A 19,993-nucleotide genomic window follows, 5' to 3' on the forward strand; every position below is an offset into this window, starting at 1 on the left:
TAAGAGCGCCATTATAACGACTTAGCTGCTAAAACCGAAGTATCTGGTGGAAATTCCCCGCTGCGGTGTCCGGAGTAACACCAGGCAGCGGGGCAAGTGCGTGCAGCTCATGAATTGCCGGGCACGTAACTCATGGCTAGCTGGCAGCTTTCATTTGCTCAATAAAGGTTTTCAACTCACGTAGCAGCGTGGCGGGCTGCTCCAGATTTTGTTCCAGAATTTTCACAATAGCCGAGCCACAAATGGCACCGGCCGCACCGCTTGCGATGGCATCGGTAACCTGAGCCGGGGTTGAAATACCAAAGCCCAGCAACGGCGGCGCCGGATTATAAGCTTTAATCCTTGCAATTAACTCGGCGGTTGGCATGGCGGCTTTCGTTTCGGCTCCCGTTACCCCGGCGCGGCTAAGCAGGTAAGTATAGCCGCGACCATAAGAGGCAATAGCACGCAGGTCATCGTCATCAACATTAGGTGGCACGATATAAATGGGAGCAATATCGTGTGCCATGGCCGCCTGGCGAAACATTTTACTCTCGTGTAGCGGCACATCAGCGATTAGCACTGAGTCGACCCCGGCAGCGGCTGCCTGACTGTAAAAGGTATCTAAACCCCGGGCCATTACCAGATTAGAATACAGCAATAAACCAATAGGGATATCGGCATTGTACTCCCGGATTTTACGGATAATCTCAAAGCTGATACCCGGCGTAACGCCGGCTTTCATCGCCCGCAAATTGGCGTTCTGAATAGTTGGGCCATCGGCTATCGGATCAGAGAACGGAATGCCCAGCTCCAGCGCATCGGCGCCGCCATCGATCAGGGTTTTGATGATCTCAAACGACAGCTCCGGGCCCGGGTCGCCAACGGTAACGAAGGGCACAAAAGCGCCGCGCTGTTGCTCTGCAAGTCTGGCAAACATCTGTTGATAACGTTGCATTTAGTGCGCTCCTTCTTTATTGCTGCTCTGCTCGTCTGCTGACGCCTGTTCTGCCAGAATGCTATGCACGTGGCTTAAGTCTTTATCGCCACGGCCGGATAAATTAACTAACAACACCATGGGTTCTGTAGCCTCTGCGGCCATTTTCAGGGCATGGGCCAGCGCATGGGAGCTCTCCAGCGCCGGAATGATCCCTTCCGCTTTGGCTAAATGCTGGAAGGCAGCTAGCGCTTCATCATCGTTTATTGCAACATATTCGGCCCGGCCGGTTTGCTGTAAATGGGTGTGTTGCGGACCCACTGCCGGATAATCGAGGCCGGCAGAAACAGAGTATGATTCTTCAATCTGACCATCGCTGGTTTGCATAATGGCGGTATAAGCGCCATGTAAAATGCCGTAGCTGCCAGTACTTAACGCCGCGCCATGCTGATGAGTATTAATGCCTTTACCGCCCGGTTCAACGCCAATCAGCCTTACCCCGTCTTCTTTAATAAAGTCGGCAAAAATACCAATGGCGTTTGAACCGCCACCGACACAGGCAATAACGGCATCGGGTAATTTACCTTCGGCTTTTAAAATTTGTTGTTTAGATTCTTCGCCAATCATCTTTTGAAATTCACGCACTATGGTTGGGAAGGGGTGCGGACCGGCCGCGGTACCCAGCATATAGTGGCTGGTATCGTAACTGGCTGACCAGTCACGCATGGCCTCATTTACTGCGTCTTTTAAGGTGCCTGAGCCAGCGGTTACCGGAATAACGGTTGCGCCCATCAGTTTCATCCGGAACACATTGGGTTGCTGGCGCTCAATATCTTTTGCACCCATATAAATCCGACACTTTAAGCCCAGCAGTGCGCATGCCAACGCGGTGGCAACGCCATGCTGGCCGGCACCGGTTTCAGCAATCACTTCTTTTTTACCCATCCGCTTGGTCAGCAGCGCCTGGCCAAGCACCTGATTGGTTTTATGGGCGCCGCCATGTAATAAATCTTCCCTTTTCATATAAATCTTCACCAGGGGGTTAGGTGATAAATTACGGCATAGGGTCAGCGGAGTAGGCCGGCCGGCATATTCGGTTAGCAGCTGCTGAAATTCAGCGTCAAAAGCCGGATCCTGCAGCGCATCAACAAAGGCTTGTTCCAATTGCTTTAGCGCAGGCACCAGAAGCTGTGGCACAAACATGCCGCCATACTGGCCAAAATAGGGGTTTAATTTAAGCTCGCTCATAATACTACTCTCTGCTCTGTCTGCTTAGAATGATTTGTTTGCTCAGAAGATAGGGCGCTCCGGCACTGGAACGCGCTTATCGCGCTAAACGCCGCTTGTATTTTAGTACTGTCTTTTATACCCGGTGCACTTTCCAGGCCTGAATTCAGATCAAGGCCTGCCACGGGCAACGCCAGCGCCTGGCTCACGTTGTCGGGGTTAAGACCGCCGGCCAGCATCACCGGCAACACCGTCAGCTTTTCCAACGGTTGCTGGACCAGCTGCCAGTTAAATACCTGGCCACTGCCACCGTGAGCTGCCGGATGATAGCTATCCAGCAACAGCCGGTCTGCCAGTTTGGTAAACTCTGGCAAAGTGTCAGCCACCCGGTAGGCTTTCCAAATCTGACAGCCAACCGGTAAGGCGGATCGCAACGCCTTAATATCCTGATCCGTTTCGCTGCCATGCAACTGTACGGCATGTAACTTAAGCTGTTGCGCTATGGTGGCAATATCGCTGACCGGCGCATCAACAAATACTCCCACAAAGTTTAGTGGTGCCGCCTGAACCAGCTCGCTGGCGCGCTCGGGACTAATGTAGCGCTTTGATACCGGGGCAAAGATGAGACCGCCATAATAGGCTCCTGCCGCATAAGCGGCTTTAACATCTTCTGGTCGGGTCAAACCACATACTTTATGCTCGCCGACAATAAGCTTACGGGCGGCGGAAGCTAAATTCGCTTCAGCCATCAGCGAACTGCCAACTAAAAATGCGTCTGCAACCGGCTGCAAATAACGAACTTGCTGATTAGTATAAATACCCGACTCTGATACCACGGTAACGTCATCCGGGATCAGTGCTGCCAGCTTAAAGCTGGTATCAAGATTAGTGCTAAGGTCACGCAGGTTACGATTATTAATGCCAATTAAGTTAGCGCCGAGCGCCACGGCCCGACGGGTTTCCGCTTCATTGCTTACTTCAGTCAGCACTGTCATATTAAGCTTGGCAGCAAGTTGTGCCAATGACTGGTATACCGCATCAGTTAACACCGACAACATTAGTAATACCGCGTCGGCACCATACAAACGGCCCAGATATATCTGATAAGGCTCAATGATAAAGTCTTTATGCAGTAGTGGCTTATCACTGAGTTGTCGCATTTTCGCCAGATTCTGATAACTACCTTGAAAAAAATGTTCATCGGTAAGTACTGATATGCAATCTGCGAATTGATTGTATACCTGGCTAATTTCAGCTAAATCAAAATGTTGCCTGATTAATCCTTTTGACGGCGACGCTTTTTTACACTCGAGAATAAAACGGCTGCCAGGTTGCTGTAGTGCTGCTAAGAAGTCATTATTGCTCGGTACCACCTGCTCAATAAATTGCTCAAGCGGCGTAGCCAGTTGCAAGCCTGCTACTTCTGCTTTTTTATGCTCAATAATTTTGGCCAGTACGCCGGTTAACTGGTCGCTGGTCGACGGTTCGCTAATTAGCTGTTCAGCCATGGCTCAACTCCCTGAATGTTTGCAAGGTTTGCATTGCTTTACCTGCGGCCAGGCATTCGAGCACTGCCCGGGTATTCGTAATAAGATTATCGCCAAGCCCGGCGATTTTCAGCATGGCTGCGACATTCATCGCCACTGCCTCGTTATGGGCGGGTTGACCGCTACCGTTTAAAATTGCCACTGTTGCAGCAGCATTGTCAGCAGGAGCACCTCCGGCCAGAGTGCTTAATGGTTTTTCAGTTAAACCAAAATCGTCAGGACTGAGATTAAACTCGGTTATTTCACCGTCTTTAAGCTGACAGACATAAGTTTTGCCATGCAGCGCTATTTCATCACAACCACTGCCATGCACCACCCATGCGGTTTGGGTGCCTAATTGCTGTAAGGCTTCGGCCATGACCCGGCACAGGGCAGGATCATACACCCCCAGCAACTGAAAATCAGGTGCTGCCGGGTTCACCAGCGGCCCCAGCAAGTTAAACAGCGTACGGCTTTTTAATGCCTGACGTACTGGCATCGCGTGCTTAATACCGGCATGGTACATCGGCGCAAATAAAAAGCTGCAGTTGCTGTGTTGCAGGGTATGGGCTGCCTGTTGTGGCGATTGCTGGATATTAATACCCAGCTGCTCCAGCAGATCAGCTGAGCCAGAGCTGGATGACACACTACGATTGCCATGTTTAATCACCGGCAAGCCCATACAGGCACCAACAATCGCTGCCGTGGTCGAGATGTTTATGGTATTGCTGCCATCGCCACCAGTACCACAGCAATCAATACTGCCCGCTATTTTTCCCGGGAATGGCAGCGCGGCCTGGCGCAGGGCTTTGGCCGCGCCAGCGATTTCGGCGGCAGTTTCGCCGCGCATTTTCAGCGCAACCAATAGCGCAGTTAACAGAACCGGCGTTACTTCACCTGAGACGACAGCGGTAAAGAAGCTTGAGCTCTGGCTCTGGCTTAACGGTTGGCCGCTAAGTGCCTGTTGCACCAGTTTTAGCAAATCGGCCTGCTGTTGCTGCTCATCGGTTGGCAGCGTTGAGTGTGGTTGGCTGCTCATGTATCACTCCTTAATAAATAACGGATACTTTGTTGCAATAAAGGTTTGCCCAGAGTGGTCAGGATAGACTCCGGATGAAACTGAAAACCCAGCATACGTTGTTGCTCATGGATAATGGCCATAGGAATATGCCGGTCCATCCCAATACACGTCAGCGCATTAGGTAATTCCGTTGCCATCAGTGAGTGATAGCGTGCTACGGAAAACGGATTGGGCAGGCCGGTAAACACAGGGTGCGGCGCAACATGAATACTGGCAGTTTTGCCATGTACGGTTTCGCCGGCACGGCCGACAATGCCGCCATAATGTTCGGTGATGGCCTGATGGCCGAGACAAATCCCCAGTACCGGATACATACCCGCGACCCGTTTTAACAGCGCGGGCATAGAGCCGGCATCCGCTGGTGCGCCTGGACCTGGCGAAAGTACCAGCAGTGCCGGGCCGGTTTCCTGCTGCATTTTTTCAAAAATGTAGTCTGCAGGCACCGTATTACGGTATAGCTTGATTGCATAACCCAACTGGGCAAACTCATCAACCAGGTTGTAGGTAAAGGAGTCGATATTGTCTAGTAAATACAGGGTGGTCATAATGCTCTGCTGCTCCTTGCTATCCGGTCAATGGCCGGCAGCCATAATGGCGCTAATTACGGCTTGTGCTTTATTACGGGTTTCTTCAGTTTCCAGCTCGGCCACTGAATCAAATACTACGCCGGCGCCAGCCTGAATATAGGCGCTTTGGTTGGCGACATAGGCTGAGCGGATGACAATGCAGCTGTCAAAGTCACCGTTGCCGGTTAAATAACCGACTGCGCCGCCATAACTGCCCCGGCGCTGCTGCTCTACCTGGCGAATAAGCTCTGCCGCTTTCACTTTTGGTGCCCCGACTAAGGTACCCATATTCATGCAAGCCTGATAGGCATGCAGCGCATCCAGCTCTGGTTTCAGGGTGCCAATGACCCGGGAGACCAGGTGCATCACATACGAGTAGCGATCCACTTTCAGCAACTCTTTAACGTAACGACTGCCGGCCACGCTAATTCGGGCAACGTCATTGCGGGCTAAATCTACCAGCATTAAATGTTCGGCTTTTTCTTTTTCGTCCTGGCGCAGCTCCAGTTCTATGCGGCTGTCTAAATCGCGGTCGATACTGCCATCGGCTTTAAAACCACGGCGGCGGGTGCCGGCAATGGGATATATTTCTACCTGACGGTTGCTGGCGGTAAATTTCAGCGCAGACTCAGGCGATGCCCCAAACAGTTGAAAGGCCGGATCTTTTAAATAAAACATATAAGGGCTGGGGTTTAACTGCTTTAACTTGGCATAGGCCGCCATGGGGTTGGGACAAGGCAGGCTGAAGCAACGTGATGGCACTACCTGAAATACATCGCCACTGACAATATGCTCTTTTAACGCTTCTACCTGCAGGCTGAATTCAGCGTCACTGATATCAACCTGTAACTGGCTGTCATCGCCAGGCTTGCCTGGCGCTAATGCTGATGTATCGGCCAGGCGCTGTTTTAACTGCTCCAATCGTTTACCGATTACAAAGTAGGTGGCAGGGGCATGTTCACCACAAAACACATTGCCAATCAGCTGGCTTTGCTGGCGTTGATGATCCAGCACCAGCAGGGTTTCTGCCAGATAAAACAGATAATCAGGGCACTGGTTGTTGCCATTTCCAACCTCGGGTAGCTGTTCGACATTTGCTACCATGTCGTAACCTATTACGCCCGCCAGCATGATGGCAAAATTAGCGTCAGGGCTTTCTTTATCGGCATGGCTGGTTAGCTGGTGTTGTATCACCCTTAACACCGAAAATGGGTTGGGCTGAACTAACCGGCTTACTTCGTCCAATAACGGATCGGGCTGACTGAAACTGAGCGTTAACGTGGTATTGCTTTGGCTTACTCTGGCTAAATTTGCCAGCTTGTCTGCCAGAAATGGCAGTAAAGTGGTGCCATTCTGACTTAGAGCCGTCACATTCACCTGCATGCCATTACATTCAATGCGCAGCGCCGCATCAATCAGCATCAGGCTTTTCAGGTTATCTTTACTGTCTATCTCCGCTGACTCAAGGAGCACGGCGCCGTTGCTGTCGGCACTTAAACTGGCAAAACTGGCCAATGCATCTGCCTGGTAGGGCACCGGCATGGTGATGCTGGCTACCTCGCCCTGCTGGTCGGTTATGTGGCTGAAAATCATAAAGTTAGTCTCTTAAAATGAAAAAACCCGCTTCTTATCAGGAAACGGGCTTACGTAATTAAAGCGAATACAACGCCTACACACGCCCGCAGGGTATGTGCCACCACCAGTTAGTCAGGTTAAAGGCTGTTGTAGTTAGCATAAAATTTAATCAACGGTTATTACAATAATATGGGCACATAAAACCGCGATTTTTGTTGCGGGTCAAGTGCTGTTTTGTTCTAAGTTAGAAATAAAAGCATATAAGTGGCTAGAAGGCCTTATTTTGCACCGGTTTGTTTAAGCTCAGTGAGTTGTTGCCATATTTTTTCGCTTTGCTCGGTTAGATCGGCATATAAGCGCATATCACCATTGCGCTGGGCATGCATTGCCTGCTCCAGTTTGCTGTCGTAGGCTTTGCGCAATTTTTTTTCAGGGTTTGGTTTTAAAAAGCCGAACATGCTTGTGCCTCACTTTAGTAATTTACTGCCTGGCCACTGGTCCGGGGCGCCACTAACCAGCTGCTGTTTTTTTTACGATGTTACACTTTACGTACGTTTTGCGGTTCTGGTTCATCCGGGGGGGCTGACGGCTGATGCTTTGCCAAATGGCAGGCCTGTGCGACAATAGCCACCTGATACTGAGGTGCCGATGAAATTTGATTTACATAGCCATACCCATTGCTCTGACGGCGTATTGTCGCCAGCCGAATTAGTGATGCGAGCGACAGCGCGAGGCGTAAATGCGCTGGCGATCACGGACCATGATACCGTCGCCGGCTTAGCGCCTGCCCAAGCCGCGATCAGCGAGCAACAGTTGCCGCTGCAGCTGGTTAATGGGGTGGAAATTTCAACCCGCTGGCAACAGCTGGAAATTCATATCGTTGGCCTGAACATTGACCCGGACTGCCCATTATTTCTGGAGCGGCTGGCGTTACAACAACAACGGCGGCTGGAACGGGCAGAGGAAATGGCGCGGCGGCTGGAAAAAAGCCAAATCCCGGATGTGTTGCCAGCAGTGTTGGCACTTGCCAATGGCGCAGCGCTAACCCGCACACATTTTGCCCGCCATCTGGTTAATATTGGCAAGGCCAGTTCGATTAATAATGTGTTTAAAAAATATCTGGGCCGCGGCAAAACCGGTTATGTACCGAGCAACTGGGTAGAAATGGCTGATGCGGTACAATGGATCCATGATGCCGGCGGCGTTGCTGTGTTGGCGCATCCATTGAAATATCAGCTAACAACAAAGTGGGTAAAGCGTCTGGCCGAGCAGTTTGCTGCTGCCGGCGGTGACGCAATAGAAATTATTTCACCGCAGCAAACCCCGGTGCAAAAGCGGGAGCTGTGGGCGTTATGTCAGTTACACGGTTTAACGGCATCTGTAGGTTCAGATTTTCATCAGCAAACCAGCTGGAATGATCTTGGAAAAAACCTATATTTAACAGACGACGTTACGCCGGTTTGGCATAACTGGGCGCTAAACTGAGTTAAAAACGGAGCCGCTGCGCCAGTGCACCGTTTTACCATTAAAATATAATAAAGTGATACTGCCTTGCAGCTTACTAACGATAGAAGAACCAATAATGAGCCAATTTTTTCATATACACCCGGAGAATCCGCAACAACGTTTGCTAAAACAAGCGGTACAAATTATTAAACAGGGCGGTGTGGTGGTTTACCCTACGGACAGTGGTTATGCACTGGGTTGTCACGTTGGTGATAAAAGTGCCATGGACAAAATTACCCAGATACGCCAAATCAGCGGAGATCATCATTTTACCTTGATGTGCCGGGATTTATCGGAGTTGTCGGTGTATGCCAAAGTAGAGAATACGGCGTTCCGGCTGATTAAAAACAATACGCCGGGTGCTTATACCTTTATTTTACGTGGCACTAAAGAAGTGCCGCGACGCCTGCTAAATGATAAGAAAAAGACCATTGGTCTTCGGATCCCGGAAAATAAAATTGCCCTGGCGCTGCTGGCTGAACTGGGAGAACCCTTGTTATCGACCAGCCTGATTTTACCCGGCCAGCAATTCGCTGAAGCCGATCCGGATGATATGCGGGCCCAGCTGGAACGCCAGGTCGATTTAATTATGCATGGCGGTGTGATTGGTGAAGACCCGACTACGGTGGTGGACTTATCCGAAGAGGGCGCTACTGTGCTGCGTGAAGGCCGTGGTGATCCCACGCCATTTCAGTAACCGCAGATGAGCACTCCACCTGGCATTTTAACAGTTCAGCAGCCGTTACCGTTGGCCTTTGTGCGCGGCGAAGCGGTGCATCAGCGACCGGATGATTTATATATTCCGCCCGATGCCCTGGAAGTGATGCTGGATGCCTTTGAAGGCCCTCTGGATTTTCTGCTGTATCTTATTCGCAAACATAAATTTGATATTGTCGACTTGCCCGTAAATGAAATTACCCTGCAATATATCGAATATATTAATTTGATGCAGGGGCTTAATTTTGAACTGGCTGCCGAATACCTGGTAATGGCAGCCATGTTAGCGGAAATAAAATCTCGTTTACTGCTACCAAAACATACCCGGCACGAAGAGGATGAGCATGATCCCCGGGCTGAGCTTATCCGCCGGTTGCAGGAGTATGAAGTGTATAAACAGGCGGCAAGCGAACTTGACAGCTTGCCACGTGAGGAACGCGATTATTTTACCGCTCGGGCCGCCCTAGCCGATAATTTCAGCCCTTTGGTTATTTTGCCTGAGGTTGAACTGACTGAACTGGTGATGGCGCTGAAAAGCATTATGCAGCGGGCGAAAGATTTTCAGCATCATCATATAAAACGCGAGCATTTATCCACTCGTGAACGGATGAGCCGGATTTTAGAGTTATTACAGCAGCGTCAGGGTTATCTGCTATTTGAAGATTGTTTTGACCATAGCGAAGGGCGCGAGGGCGTGGTAGTGAGTTTTCTGGCGCTACTGGAGCTGAGCAAGGAAAAAATGGTTGAGCTTACTCAGGTTGAAGCCTATGGCCAGATCCATATCAAACTTGCCAGGGAGCAAGACTGATGGCTCAGAAAATTAATGATATTCAACTGTTGCAACTGATTGAAGCGGCTATTTTTGCCAGCGAACAGGCGCTGAGTGTGGCTGAGCTACAAGCCTCCGTGCTGCAACGTTTTACTGTTAGCAAAAGCCGGATTGATGCTACAATCCGCCAGCTGCAACAAGACTACAGCGCCCGCGGTATTGTGCTGCTGGAAACTGCCTCTGGTTTTCGTTTTCAAACCCGGCCTGAACTTAGTGATGATTTAGCCCAGTTGTGGCCAGAACGTTCAGCCCGTTATTCACGGGCGGTACTGGAAACACTGGCATTGATTGCCTATAAGCAGCCGTTAACCCGGGGTGAAATTGAAGAGGTGCGCGGTGTAACGGTTAGCAGCCAGATTATGCGCACCTTGCTTGACCGCGGCTGGGTAAAAGTCGTTGGCCACAAAGAAGTACCGGGCCGGCCTGGCTTATACGCCACCACCGCATTGTTTTTAGATTATTTTGGCTTAAAAAGCCTTAGCGATTTGCCGCCATTACCGGAATTTACCGCACTGACGGCCGATCTTCTTCCCACCGTCGAGATGACAGGAGAGTTACACTAATGAGTGATAAAATCAGCAGCGAAAAACTGCAAAAAGTATTAGCCCGTGCTGGCGTCGGTTCGCGCCGCGAGATGGAAGAATGGATTAGCAAAGGCCGGGTAACCGTTGATGGTAAACCGGCCAGCCTCGGGGATCGGGTAACCACCAGCCAAGCGGTAAGAGTTGATGGTCATCCGGTGCAACTGGCCAGTGAAGAGCAGCAAATTTGTCGGGTACTGGCGTACCATAAGCCGGAAGGCGAAATATGCTCGCGTACTGATCCCGAAGGCCGCCCCACGGTTTTTTCCCGCTTACCCGCAATTAAAGGTGCGCGCTGGATAGCCATCGGCCGGCTGGATATTAATACCTCTGGTTTACTGTTGTTTACCACCGACGGTGAGCTTGCCAACCGCTTAATGCACCCGAAATTTGAAGTTGAACGCGAATACGCAGTACGGGTATTTGGCGATATAAACGATGCCATGATCCAGCGTCTGCGTACCGGGGTCGAGCTGGAAGACGGCAAAGCCAACTTTAAAAAAATTAAAGCACTGCCGGGCGAGGGCATTAACCGCTGGTTCCATGTGGTGCTAACTGAAGGTCGTAATCGCGAAGTACGCCGGATGTGGGAGTCACAAGGTGCGGTAGTCAGCCGGCTGATCCGGGTACGCTATGGTGATTTACTGTTGCCAAAACATATTCCGGCCGGTGGCTACGCCGAATATCCGCTGGACGAAGTGAATTATCTTCGTAAGTTAGTGCATTTAGGGCCGGAAGCGCAAACACTGGTTAAAAGCGAAGACCGTACTGAACGTCGTCGTCGTTTGGCCAGTATGAAGCGGGCGGTGCGCAAACATCAAATTGCAGAAAAAACGCCGGCCAAAAAAGCCGAGCCCAAACCAAAACCTGCCGCCAAGCCTCAACGCGCGCCAGCCAGCAAGGGCAAATCCACTCAGCGCCAGCCAACTGGCAAAAAACCAACCCGCCAGGGGCAAAGCTGAGTACTGGTTATCGCTTAAATTAACAATAAGGCGCCAAGGCGCCTTTTTTTTATATCTCAGTTTTGACGTTGCCGACATGTTGCCTTAGTGGTGAGTGTTTCGGTAAAATAACCGTTAACTTTTAATTACAAAATATGATAGTGATTTGGGCTACAGTTGGCTTACTAATGGCGAGAGGGGAGTAGCTAGTGGTGACGTTCAGACGGTTTGTTTTCGGCTGTGGGCTCAGTGCCTGTGCCGTGTTGCTGTCGGCCTGTGGCGGCAGCAACAGTTCGCCGGTGCAGGAGCCAGCGCCACCGCCAGTGTCACCTGCGCCGCCATTTACCTTAACCTTTCAGGGGTTAGACGGTCATATTATCAACGAGCTTTATCAGCATAACGGTATACTGCTGGCAGCCAGTGATAATGGCGTGCATCGCCAGAATAGCAGCGGTAATTGGGTTGCAGCGGGCCTTACGGGCTATGACGTGATGGCCATGAGCCTGCTGACCGAACAGCACTGGCTGGCGTCTACTGTTAAAACCAACCAGGACGGTTTTCCGGCATACTTACTGTTTGAAAGCTTTAATGGCGGCAGTGACTGGCATGAAATTGATTATCAATTTGGCCTGGCCGGTGAAAATGAAGCGATTTTTGCCATGGTATTTGACGCCGACGCACAGCGAATTTATGCCACCGGCATTGATGTACTGGCAAGTTCCAGCGATATGGGGCAAACCTGGAAAGCGCAGCATGGTGACTTTGGTGGTTTTGGCCAGCCCAAAACGGCATTAACCCAATCTGCTGATCACCAGACTATCTGGTATGGCGGCCAGGGGGCGATTGAAAACGGCGTATTTTATCAATATGACGTTGCCAGCAACGAGGCGATAATGCATACCGATTTATTTCCCAACCCCAGCTCGATTAAAGCGATTCGTTATGCACCGGACGATCCGGATACCGTCTATGTCAGTGCTGAGGGGGGCATTATACGCAGTACAGATCATGGCCAAAGCTGGCAGCCAGTGCTGGATAACGTCAACTTCCGCTTTTATTTTGATCTGATAATCGACCCTGCTGCGCCACAGCGGATCTATACCGCAGGCTGGGCCAAAAATTTTACCGAGCCGCAACCGCTGATTATTGAATGGACTGATGATGGCGGTGCCAGCTGGCAGCAATATCAGTACCCTGAGCAGGATTTTTTTGGCGGGGTACGCAGTATGATCCTGGTTGAGGAAAACCAGCAACAGGTGGTTTATTTGGGCTTATTTAAGGGCGGCATTATCCGTATGCCGCTACCTTAAGGCTTAACCTGATGGCTTGTCAGGCGTTAATTGCTGTTACCGTAGCCATTGGGATTCTGCCGTTGCCAACGCCAGCTGTCGCGCACCATGTCTTCCAGGGTTTTCTCTGCCTGCCAGCCCAGCAGCTTTAATGCTTTATCAGGTCGGGCATAACAACTGGCAATGTCGCCCGGCCGGCGCGGGGCAATCTGATAAGGTACGGCAACTTTATTGACGCTGCTAAAAGCCTTTACCATATCCAGCACACTGTAGCCGGTGCCGGTACCCAGATTAATGGCTTCAATACCCTGCTGGCTTTCAAGATATTGCAGCGCTTTCAGATGGCCGGCGGCTAAATCGACCACATGAATATAATCACGCACACCGGTGCCATCAGGGGTAGGGTAGTCGTCACCAAAAATACTCAGTTTATCGCGTTTACCCACTGCCACCTGCGAGATAAACGGCATCAGGTTGTTGGGAATGCCATTGGGATCTTCGCCAATCTGGCCGCTGCTGTCGGCACCAACCGGATTAAAATAGCGCAGCAGGGTAATGCCCCAATCTGGTTCAGCTTTCACCAAATCTTCCAGAATATGTTCAATCATCAGTTTACTCTGGCCGTAAGGGTTGGTGGCAGAGCGTGGTGCGGTTTCATCGATAGGCACGGTTTTGGCATCGCCATAAACGGTAGCTGAGGAGCTGAACACCAGTTTTTTAACCTTGAATTCTCGCATCACCCGGCACAGCGTTACCGTACCTGCCACGTTATTATCATAATAATGCAACGGCATTTCAGTTGACTCACCCACCGCCTTTAAACCAGCAAAATGCACCACAGCGCTTATCTGATACTGGCGAAATACCGCACTAAGCGCCGCTTCATCGCGAATATCACCGCTGAGGGTAATGATGTTGCTATTGGCCAGTTGCGCTACTCTTTGCAGGGCGGTGGTTGAGCTGTTGCTGTAATTATCGAAACTGATAACCTGATAGCCTGCCCGGAGCAGGGCCAGCGCGGTGTGGCTGCCAATGTAGCCGGCACCGCCGGTAAGTAGAATGTAGGTCATGACCATCCTTGCTCAATTACTGAGGTATAAGTAGCGGTATTAATTTGTCGTCAGCACAAAATTTTGCAATCAGGGTAAGACTTTCTTAAAGGGTTTTACCGTTGATTTGATATAAACGCCGGCGCTTAAATAAGGATCATTGTCAGCCCACTGTTGTGCTTGCTCAAGCGATGCAAATTCTGCCACTACCAGTGAGCCGGTGAAGCCGGCACCGCCAGGCTCATTGCTATCTATCGCCGGCAGTGGCCCGGCTAATAACAGACGGCCCTGCTCATTAAGCTCATGTAGCCTTGCGACGTGCGCTGGCCGGGTTGCCAACCGGTTTTCCAGACTATTGGCCGCATCTTCAGAGTAAATCATATAGAACATGGTAAAACCCACCTACTGTTTGTCGCTGCAAGATAGCAGATCTGCCCGTCAAAACCAATTAGCAACGTCTTTGTTAAAGGTCGGGCTAGGATTTGCTGCAGCCTGCTGTTAGCATGCTGTGCGAACATGATAAAAATAGTAAAACAACAATTCTAATAAAAAGAGTCAGGGAGTCCGCAATCCAATGAAACGTGAACAATTCAGCTCCAGCCTGGGGTTTATTCTGGCGGCCGCCGGTTCGGCTGTCGGTATCGGTAACCTGGTCGCTTTTCCGGTAATGGCCAGTAAAAACGGCGGTGCCGCTTTTTTAATTATTTACGCCTTCTTCGTCTTCTTCATCTGTTTACCTGTGATGCTGGCCGAAATGAGCCTGGGCCGGCATACCCGGCAAAACCCGCTAGGCGCTTATACTGAAATTGGCCAGAACCGGGCCTGGCGCACCGTGGGCTGGCTTAGCGTAATCACACCTTTTATGATCGGGGTGTTTTACCTGGTGATTACGGTCTGGATTGCTGGCTATCTGGGTAAAGCGATAATGGGGCAGCTGGATCAATTAGCTGATCCAGATGGTTTCGGTCTATTTATAAATAGTGACGAGCTGTTTATTTATATGGCATTGGTAGTGGGGCTTACTTTTTTAATTCTACAAGGCGGGGTTAAGAAAGGCATTGAAAAAGCCACCACAGTGCTGATGCCAACCTTGTTTGTCATGTTAATTGCTTTGGTTATTTATGTACTGACTCTGGATAATGCCATGCTGGGCGTTAAGTTTTTCCTGGTTCCGGATTTTTCTAAAATAACGGGACAGGTGCTAAACGGAGCATTGGCACAAGCGTTTTTCTCCTTGTCACTGGCCATGGGCATTTTAATTACCTACGGTTCGTACATTCAAAAGAACAATAACATTGTCTCTGCCGGTAAAATGGTGGCTGCGTTGTCACTACTGGTTGCTTGTTGTTCAGGCTTACTGATCTTACCCGCAGCGTTTTCGTTTAATCCGGATATTGAAATAACCGAGCTGTCTGAATCCAGTATCGGCATGATTTTTATGTTCCTGCCAAAAATCTTCTTAGCCTTGCAGGCTGATATCGGTTACTTCGGCGCGTCCTTTATTGCTTCATTTTTCTTTTTGCTGGTGTTTTTTGCTGCGATGACCTCGCTGGTATCGATTATTGAAGTACCGGTGGCCAGTATTATGGACGGCAAAGGACTAAGCCGGCGTAAAGCATTGTATTCACTGGGTGCTGCTATGGTGGTTTTAGCGGTGATTAGCGCGTTATCGTTTGGTCGGGTGGATATGCTCAGTGGTATTACCAGTTATGGTGCTGATGCAACCGGACAACCCATAGTGAAGTCGTTTTTCGATTTAATTTACGACATGTTTTATGAAACCATACTGCCATTAAATGGTTTATTGCTGTGTTTATTTGTGATTTACCGCTGGAAAAAGCAAAATCTGGATGCCGAAATGAGTCAGGGCAATGCCAGCTTTGCCGGCTCATTCTTACAAAAATACGTTAACTTTTCCCTCGGCACCTTTATTCCGGTGATCCTGGCAATCATCTTTATTAATACCGTCTCAACCATCTATTTTGGCTACAACATGTTGACGGTATTTTTTGAGCAGATTGGCTTTAACTAATTGCTACCCTGGTAGCTATAAAAAGAAACCCGCTATTTGCGGGTTTCTTTTTATAATGGAATTGATAACAATGTTTAGTCGTCAGTTTGCGCTTTATTTTCTTGCTCAAATAATTGCCGGCGTACAAGGCTGAAGCGGCTTTGACACAAGGCAAAGGTAATGGGGCGGCTAATAAGCAGGTAAAGTGGCGCTATCAGCAGGGCATAGCCCAGCATTGCCCAGCCATCGGCCCTGGCTGCCAGAATAAACAGAAAGAAAATAATCACCAGTTTCAGGGTATTCAACGCGACTTTAGTCGGCGCGGGTAGTTTGTCGGCAGTGGCTCGGATGACTTCCATCCGCTGGCCAAAATTCAGGCCCTGCAATTCTGGTATGTTATTGCTGTTAAAATACAACATGACTTGTCCTTCTGGCAAAAACGGCTGCGTCAGCGGCAGGCCGACATTATAACCAGTTTTACAGCCAAAACCCATTTTGCGATCAGCTGTTTTTCAGCTACCGATTTTGGCAACAGGCCGTGCTGTTATTAAGCCACGCGCTGTCATACAACTGGCAATTTCAGTCAGACTTGCCGGGTCATCAATGGTTGACGGCACGACGTACTCTTCACCATCGGCAATTTGCCGCAGTAACTTACGCAGAATTTTACCCGAGCGGGTTTTGGGTAACCGCGGCACAATTAATGCCTGTTTAAAGCAGGCTAGCGCACCAATTTGCTCACGTACTTTTTGCACCAGCTCGCTTTGCAACTGCTGCTCGCTAATCTCAACGCCGTTTTTAAGTAAAATAAAGCCCACGGGTTGCTGGCCTTTTAACGGATCGGCCAGTCCGATAACGCAACACTCGGCTACCGCGGGGTGGCTGGCAACAATCTCTTCCATTTCACCGGTTGATAAGCGGTGTCCGGCGACGTTAATTACATCATCGGTGCGGCCCATTACATACAGGTAACCGTCATCGTCCAGGTAGCCGCCATCACCACTGGCATAATAGCCGGGAAACTGACGCAGGTAGCCAGCAATAAAGCGCTCCGGGTTCTGCCAGATTGTGGTCAGGCAGCCTGGGGGCAACGGTAACTTAATAGCAATGTTGCCCTGCTGATTGGCTGGCAGCGCCTGGCCGTTATGATCAAGTATCGCCACCTGAAAGCCCGGCACCGGTACCGTGGCAGAGCCGGCTTTGCCTGGCAACAGTTCAATGCCGGCCGGGTTGGCGCAAATAGCCCAGCCGGTTTCGGTTTGCCACCAATGATCGATCACCGGTTTGCCGCTGTGTTCAACGGTCCAGTCATAGGTCGCCGGGTCTAACCTTTCACCCGCCATATAAATTCGCTCAAGCGCGCTCAGATCATAATGCCGGATTAATTCAGCGTCGGGGTCTTCTTTACGAATGGCCCTAAAAGCGGTAGGCGCGGCAAACAGGGCTTTGACTTTATATTCAGCACACACCCGCCAGAACGCGCCGGCATCGGGGGTATATACGGGCTTTCCTTCATACAACACGCTGGTACAACCGGCCAGCAATGGCCCATACACAATGTAGGAGTGTCCGACCACCCAGCCAACATCTGATGCTGCCCAGAACACATCGCCAGGCCCCATGCCATAAATAGCCTGCATGCTGTAATGCAGTGCGACGGCATGGCCGCCATTGTCCCGGACCACGCCTTTTGGTTTGCCGGTGGTACCAGAAGTGTACAGAATATACAGCGGATCAGTGCTTTTAACCGGCACACAGGCGGCCGGCTGCGCTTGTTGCAGTAACTGTTGCCAATCATAATCCCGTTCTTGCTGCAGCTCAGCTATAAGCTCAGGCCGTTGCCAGATAATACAGCTGTCGGGTTTATGCGTCGCCAGCTCAAGCGCATTATCTAACAGCGGTTTGTAAGCAATGATCCGGTTAACTTCAATACCACAGGAAGCGGCAACAATCACTTTCGGGCTGGCGTCATCTATCCGCAGCGCCAGTTCGTGCGCGGCAAAGCCGCCAAATACCACAGAATGCACTGCGCCCAGGCGGGCAACAGCCAGCATGGCAATAACGGCCTGTGGGATCATCGGCATATAAATCACCACCCGATCGCCTTTAGCGACACCTCGCGCCTTTAAAACCCCGGCAAATAGGGCCACCTGCTCGGTTAACTGCCGGTAGCTAAACTGATGCTTGCTGTTGGTCACTGGTGAGTCATAAATCAGGGCGATCTGCTCACCACGGCCTTGCTCAACATGATAATCAAGTGCCAGATAGGCCGTATTGAGCTCGCCATCCGCAAACCATTGGTACTGCTCACCTTTAATGTGCAGAATTTGGCCGGGAGCCCGGTACCATGCCAGGCGGTTGGCTTTTTCGGCCCAGAATTGCTGTGGCTGCTGGCAAGCTGCCTGATATTCAGTTTGATAAGACATGCGCATAGTCCTTGTGGCTGCGGTTTGTTGGTACATTACAGAAAAACCGCAGCGCTGCCACTTAGACTTATGGCTAATCAGGTAGCAGATTGAGCCAGTTTACTTGATATAGATCATGCCGACGGTCTTTCAGGTTGGTGACCGAGCCTTCGTTACGAATTTGCTTTAAGCGGTCCAAATCTAAATCAGAAAACATCATCATTTCGGTGTTGGGGGTGGTTTCAGTCATGACTGCATCATGCGGGAACGCGAAATCTGATGGTGAAAATACTGCTGACTGAGCGTATTGCACATCAAGATTATCGACCTGGGGCAAGTTACCGCAACTGCCGCAAATCACTACATAACATTCGTTTTCAATGGCTCTGGCCATGGCGCAATGTTTTACTCTTAGAAAACCATTTTTGGTATCAGTCCAGAACGGCACAAAGAGTACGTCCATATCCTGTTGCGCCAACACCCGGCTCAGCTCCGGGAACTCGACATCATAACAAATTAGAATACCTACCCGGCCGGCATCGGTTTCAAATACCTGCAGCTTATTACCGCCTTCAATAACCCAGTCCCGGCGCTCGTGCGGGGTAATATGAATTTTACTCTGGCAATCTATGGTGCCATCGCGCCGGCATAAAAAGCTGACATTAAATAAACTGTCATTTTCCATCACGGGCATCGAACCAGTAATGATATTGATGTTATAGCTTACCGCCATATCAGACATCGCGGCTTTAAACTGCTCAGTAAAGCCGGCTAAAAAACGAATGGCTGCGGTCTGGTTCGATTTGTCAGGGCAAAGGCCCATCAAGGCGGCATTAAAAAACTCCGGAAACAGTGCAAAATCACTTTGATAATCGGCCAGGGCATCAACGAAGTACTCTACCTGCTGCAGTACCTGCTCAACGGAGGTGACTTCACGCATCTGCCATTGCACGGCGCCAATCCGGATTTGGCTTTTCCGGCTGTGAAGCGCATCGTGAACCGGCTCGTAGAAAATATTATTCCACTCGAGCAAGGTCGCATAACCCTGAGAGCTTTCGTCTTCCGGCAGATATTTTTTCAGCAGGCGTTTTAGCTGAAAGTCATTTGATAACTGAAAACTTAATATAGGGTCATAAATTTCCCGACACTTCACGGCTTCCAGATACTCGGCAGCTGACATTTTATTGCTGTGCTGCTGATAACTAGGAATACGACCGCCGGCTAAAATGGCGCGCAGGTTTAACTGGCGGCAAAGATCTTTGCGGGCATCATACAGCCGCCGTCCTAGCCGGTAGCCCCGGTAATCCGGGTGGATCATTAAATCCAGACCGTAAAGCGCATCACCGGTTTTGTCATGCAATATGGTTTCGCGTTTTCCAATTAAATCATCGTAGGTATGGGGGTTACTGAAACGCTCATATTTTACTTGAACGGTTAACGCCAGACCAATAATGTCATCATGGTCTATCAGGCAAATCTGGCCTTCGGCAAAGTCTTTAATTAACGTATTAATGGTATGTTTAGGCCAGGCGCCGCCAATATCGTGATATACCCGGTCCATCAGTTGCTGCACCTGAGGATAGTCGGCGGGGGTTAAATGGCGGATCTTTAAGTGCAGATCGTCGCGCATAATTAAGGCTCCTGTTGCTTGGGTAGAACTTGAGATAACAAAACCATATCACCAAATCAGCAGCGGGTAAAAGCAGTGGCTGATTTGAGTTTTTATACTTTCTTCAATAGTATAAATAGCGTTGCAGAACAAAAGGAGCTTTGG

Annotated in this window: 19 protein-coding genes; 7 read left to right on the top strand and 12 right to left on the bottom strand. The window is 50.1% G+C overall.

The annotated features are described in order from the left end of the window. Window positions 1-136: 136 nt before the first annotated feature. From trpA to B2Q61_RS00795, 7 genes are all read right to left on the bottom strand, one after another. Entirely contained in the window at window positions 137-937 is an 801-nt protein-coding gene (gene trpA / locus B2Q61_RS00765) for a tryptophan synthase subunit alpha (RefSeq protein WP_290616749.1), read from the bottom strand. Further along, window positions 938-2,164 carry a tryptophan synthase subunit beta gene (gene trpB / locus B2Q61_RS00770; protein WP_290616748.1) on the bottom strand — a complete coding sequence of 409 codons (1,227 nt, stop codon included), beginning with the start codon at window positions 2,162-2,164 and terminating at the stop codon, window positions 938-940. Beyond that, complete coding sequence (gene trpCF / locus B2Q61_RS00775) at window positions 2,161-3,651, bottom strand: bifunctional indole-3-glycerol-phosphate synthase TrpC/phosphoribosylanthranilate isomerase TrpF (RefSeq protein WP_290616747.1); 1,491 nt, start codon at window positions 3,649-3,651, stop codon at window positions 2,161-2,163. Before trpCF ends, trpB begins: the two co-directional genes overlap by 4 nt. Continuing rightward, window positions 3,644-4,708, bottom strand: coding sequence for an anthranilate phosphoribosyltransferase (trpD, locus tag B2Q61_RS00780; protein WP_290616746.1), 1,065 nt, complete (start codon window positions 4,706-4,708; stop codon window positions 3,644-3,646). The genes trpCF and trpD overlap by 8 nt, the downstream gene beginning before the upstream one ends. After that, window positions 4,705-5,295: an aminodeoxychorismate/anthranilate synthase component II gene (locus B2Q61_RS00785; protein WP_290616745.1), complete on the bottom strand. Its 591-nt coding sequence runs from the start codon at window positions 5,293-5,295 to the stop codon at window positions 4,705-4,707. The genes trpD and B2Q61_RS00785 overlap by 4 nt, the downstream gene beginning before the upstream one ends. Before the next feature lie 27 nt (window positions 5,296-5,322). Beyond that, on the bottom strand, window positions 5,323-6,909 hold the full coding sequence (locus B2Q61_RS00790) for an anthranilate synthase component 1 (RefSeq protein WP_290616744.1): 1,587 nt from the start codon (window positions 6,907-6,909) through the stop codon (window positions 5,323-5,325). Window positions 6,910-7,169: 260 nt separating this feature from the next. Further along, complete coding sequence (locus B2Q61_RS00795) at window positions 7,170-7,349, bottom strand: DUF6435 family protein (protein ID WP_290616743.1); 180 nt, start codon at window positions 7,347-7,349, stop codon at window positions 7,170-7,172. A gap of 190 nt (window positions 7,350-7,539) precedes the next feature. Between B2Q61_RS00795 and rnm the strand changes: the two genes are divergently transcribed. From rnm to B2Q61_RS00825, 6 genes are all read left to right on the top strand, one after another. Next, entirely contained in the window at window positions 7,540-8,376 is an 837-nt protein-coding gene (gene rnm / locus B2Q61_RS00800; protein ID WP_290616742.1) for an RNase RNM, read from the top strand. Between the two features lie 97 nt (window positions 8,377-8,473). After that, complete coding sequence (locus B2Q61_RS00805) at window positions 8,474-9,094, top strand: L-threonylcarbamoyladenylate synthase (protein WP_290616740.1); 621 nt, start codon at window positions 8,474-8,476, stop codon at window positions 9,092-9,094. A gap of 6 nt (window positions 9,095-9,100) precedes the next feature. Next, the gene (locus B2Q61_RS00810; RefSeq protein ID WP_290616739.1) at window positions 9,101-9,922 is read left to right on the top strand and encodes a segregation and condensation protein A; all 822 of its coding nucleotides are present in this window, start codon (window positions 9,101-9,103) and stop codon (window positions 9,920-9,922) included. Beyond that, window positions 9,922-10,506 carry an SMC-Scp complex subunit ScpB gene (scpB, locus tag B2Q61_RS00815; RefSeq protein WP_290616737.1) on the top strand — a complete coding sequence of 195 codons (585 nt, stop codon included), beginning with the start codon at window positions 9,922-9,924 and terminating at the stop codon, window positions 10,504-10,506. The genes B2Q61_RS00810 and scpB overlap by 1 nt, the downstream gene beginning before the upstream one ends. After that, on the top strand, window positions 10,506-11,486 hold the full coding sequence (gene rluB / locus B2Q61_RS00820) for a 23S rRNA pseudouridine(2605) synthase RluB (protein ID WP_290616736.1): 981 nt from the start codon (window positions 10,506-10,508) through the stop codon (window positions 11,484-11,486). The genes scpB and rluB overlap by 1 nt, the downstream gene beginning before the upstream one ends. A 188-nt stretch (window positions 11,487-11,674) precedes the next feature. Next, window positions 11,675-12,775, top strand: a complete 1,101-nt coding sequence (locus B2Q61_RS00825) for a WD40/YVTN/BNR-like repeat-containing protein (RefSeq protein ID WP_290616734.1) — start codon at window positions 11,675-11,677, stop codon at window positions 12,773-12,775. 26 nt (window positions 12,776-12,801) lie between these two features. On the opposite strand, the gene galE is transcribed toward B2Q61_RS00825, so the two are convergent. Both galE and B2Q61_RS00835 read right to left on the bottom strand, forming a co-directional pair. Then, window positions 12,802-13,824 (bottom strand): UDP-glucose 4-epimerase GalE, encoded by a 1,023-nt coding sequence (gene galE / locus B2Q61_RS00830; RefSeq protein ID WP_290616732.1) that lies wholly within the window; start codon window positions 13,822-13,824, stop codon window positions 12,802-12,804. 69 nt (window positions 13,825-13,893) lie between these two features. Continuing rightward, the gene (locus tag B2Q61_RS00835; RefSeq protein WP_290616730.1) at window positions 13,894-14,193 is read right to left on the bottom strand and encodes a YciI family protein; all 300 of its coding nucleotides are present in this window, start codon (window positions 14,191-14,193) and stop codon (window positions 13,894-13,896) included. Window positions 14,194-14,377: 184 nt separating this feature from the next. Here B2Q61_RS00835 and B2Q61_RS00840 point away from each other — a divergent pair, with 184 nt between their 5' ends. Next, window positions 14,378-15,835, top strand: coding sequence for a sodium-dependent transporter (locus B2Q61_RS00840; RefSeq protein ID WP_290616728.1), 1,458 nt, complete (start codon window positions 14,378-14,380; stop codon window positions 15,833-15,835). A 74-nt stretch (window positions 15,836-15,909) separates the two neighbouring features. Here the strand turns inward: B2Q61_RS00840 and B2Q61_RS00845 are convergent, their stop codons facing one another. From B2Q61_RS00845 to B2Q61_RS00855, 3 genes are all read right to left on the bottom strand, one after another. Further along, window positions 15,910-16,233 carry a DUF6170 family protein gene (locus B2Q61_RS00845; protein ID WP_290616726.1) on the bottom strand — a complete coding sequence of 108 codons (324 nt, stop codon included), beginning with the start codon at window positions 16,231-16,233 and terminating at the stop codon, window positions 15,910-15,912. Window positions 16,234-16,326: 93 nt separating this feature from the next. After that, window positions 16,327-18,276 carry a propionyl-CoA synthetase gene (locus B2Q61_RS00850; protein WP_290616724.1) on the bottom strand — a complete coding sequence of 650 codons (1,950 nt, stop codon included), beginning with the start codon at window positions 18,274-18,276 and terminating at the stop codon, window positions 16,327-16,329. A gap of 37 nt (window positions 18,277-18,313) precedes the next feature. Beyond that, window positions 18,314-19,849 carry a bifunctional GNAT family N-acetyltransferase/carbon-nitrogen hydrolase family protein gene (locus B2Q61_RS00855; RefSeq protein ID WP_290616722.1) on the bottom strand — a complete coding sequence of 512 codons (1,536 nt, stop codon included), beginning with the start codon at window positions 19,847-19,849 and terminating at the stop codon, window positions 18,314-18,316. Between the last annotated feature and the right edge of the window lie 144 nt (window positions 19,850-19,993).

The organism is Arsukibacterium sp. UBA5043, from assembly GCA_002415085.1.
In the GTDB taxonomy this organism is placed as follows: domain Bacteria; phylum Pseudomonadota; class Gammaproteobacteria; order Enterobacterales; family Alteromonadaceae; genus Alishewanella.

What these genes read in the sequence shown, in the direction of transcription:
- B2Q61_RS00810 (WP_290616739.1), top strand. Translation starts at nt 9,101, where the DNA reads ATGAGCACTCCACCTGGCATTTTAACAGTTCAGCAGCCGTTACCGTTG.
- B2Q61_RS00790 (WP_290616744.1), bottom strand. Translation starts at nt 6,909, where the DNA reads ATGATTTTCAGCCACATAACCGACCAGCAGGGCGAGGTAGCCAGCATC.
- rluB (WP_290616736.1), top strand. Translation starts at nt 10,506, where the DNA reads ATGAGTGATAAAATCAGCAGCGAAAAACTGCAAAAAGTATTAGCCCGT.
- trpB (WP_290616748.1), bottom strand. Translation starts at nt 2,164, where the DNA reads ATGAGCGAGCTTAAATTAAACCCCTATTTTGGCCAGTATGGCGGCATG.
- B2Q61_RS00835 (WP_290616730.1), bottom strand. Translation starts at nt 14,193, where the DNA reads ATGTTCTATATGATTTACTCTGAAGATGCGGCCAATAGTCTGGAAAAC.
- trpA (WP_290616749.1), bottom strand. Translation starts at nt 937, where the DNA reads ATGCAACGTTATCAACAGATGTTTGCCAGACTTGCAGAGCAACAGCGC.
- trpD (WP_290616746.1), bottom strand. Translation starts at nt 4,708, where the DNA reads ATGAGCAGCCAACCACACTCAACGCTGCCAACCGATGAGCAGCAACAG.
- rnm (WP_290616742.1), top strand. Translation starts at nt 7,540, where the DNA reads ATGAAATTTGATTTACATAGCCATACCCATTGCTCTGACGGCGTATTG.
- B2Q61_RS00840 (WP_290616728.1), top strand. Translation starts at nt 14,378, where the DNA reads ATGAAACGTGAACAATTCAGCTCCAGCCTGGGGTTTATTCTGGCGGCC.
- B2Q61_RS00845 (WP_290616726.1), bottom strand. Translation starts at nt 16,233, where the DNA reads ATGTTGTATTTTAACAGCAATAACATACCAGAATTGCAGGGCCTGAAT.
- B2Q61_RS00850 (WP_290616724.1), bottom strand. Translation starts at nt 18,276, where the DNA reads ATGTACCAACAAACCGCAGCCACAAGGACTATGCGCATGTCTTATCAA.
- B2Q61_RS00805 (WP_290616740.1), top strand. Translation starts at nt 8,474, where the DNA reads ATGAGCCAATTTTTTCATATACACCCGGAGAATCCGCAACAACGTTTG.
- B2Q61_RS00795 (WP_290616743.1), bottom strand. Translation starts at nt 7,349, where the DNA reads ATGTTCGGCTTTTTAAAACCAAACCCTGAAAAAAAATTGCGCAAAGCC.
- scpB (WP_290616737.1), top strand. Translation starts at nt 9,922, where the DNA reads ATGGCTCAGAAAATTAATGATATTCAACTGTTGCAACTGATTGAAGCG.
- galE (WP_290616732.1), bottom strand. Translation starts at nt 13,824, where the DNA reads ATGACCTACATTCTACTTACCGGCGGTGCCGGCTACATTGGCAGCCAC.
- trpCF (WP_290616747.1), bottom strand. Translation starts at nt 3,651, where the DNA reads ATGGCTGAACAGCTAATTAGCGAACCGTCGACCAGCGACCAGTTAACC.
- B2Q61_RS00855 (WP_290616722.1), bottom strand. Translation starts at nt 19,849, where the DNA reads ATGCGCGACGATCTGCACTTAAAGATCCGCCATTTAACCCCCGCCGAC.
- B2Q61_RS00785 (WP_290616745.1), bottom strand. Translation starts at nt 5,295, where the DNA reads ATGACCACCCTGTATTTACTAGACAATATCGACTCCTTTACCTACAAC.